This is a genomic window from Pseudomonas sp. AC463, from assembly GCF_979253585.1.
Genome location: NZ_CEEDDZ010001145.1, coordinates 1 through 237, shown reverse-complemented (window position 1 = coordinate 237; position 237 = coordinate 1). Strand labels below are relative to the sequence as shown.

General features: G+C 65.0%; 1 protein-coding gene. It reads right to left on the bottom strand.

The features are described from left to right. Positions 1-237 (bottom strand): ABC transporter transmembrane domain-containing protein (locus AC0IYH_RS33880; RefSeq protein WP_471838852.1); only part of this gene is annotated, 237 nt, incomplete at both ends.

Genomic DNA, 237 nt, shown 5'->3' with positions numbered 1-237 from the left:
GAACACCACGTCGCCGGCCGAGAACGCGCCCCGGCTCCAGCCCCAGGCGACATAGGCCATGCCGCCGCCTAGCATCAGGTTGGTGATGAGCGCCTGACCGATATTAAGCCACGCCAGCGAGTTTTCGGACTTCGTAGCGGCCTTGGCATAGGCGTCGACGGCACGCTCGTACCGGCGCGCCTCGCGCTCTTCCGCGCCGAAATACTTCACCGTCTCGAAGTTCAGCAGCGAGTCGAC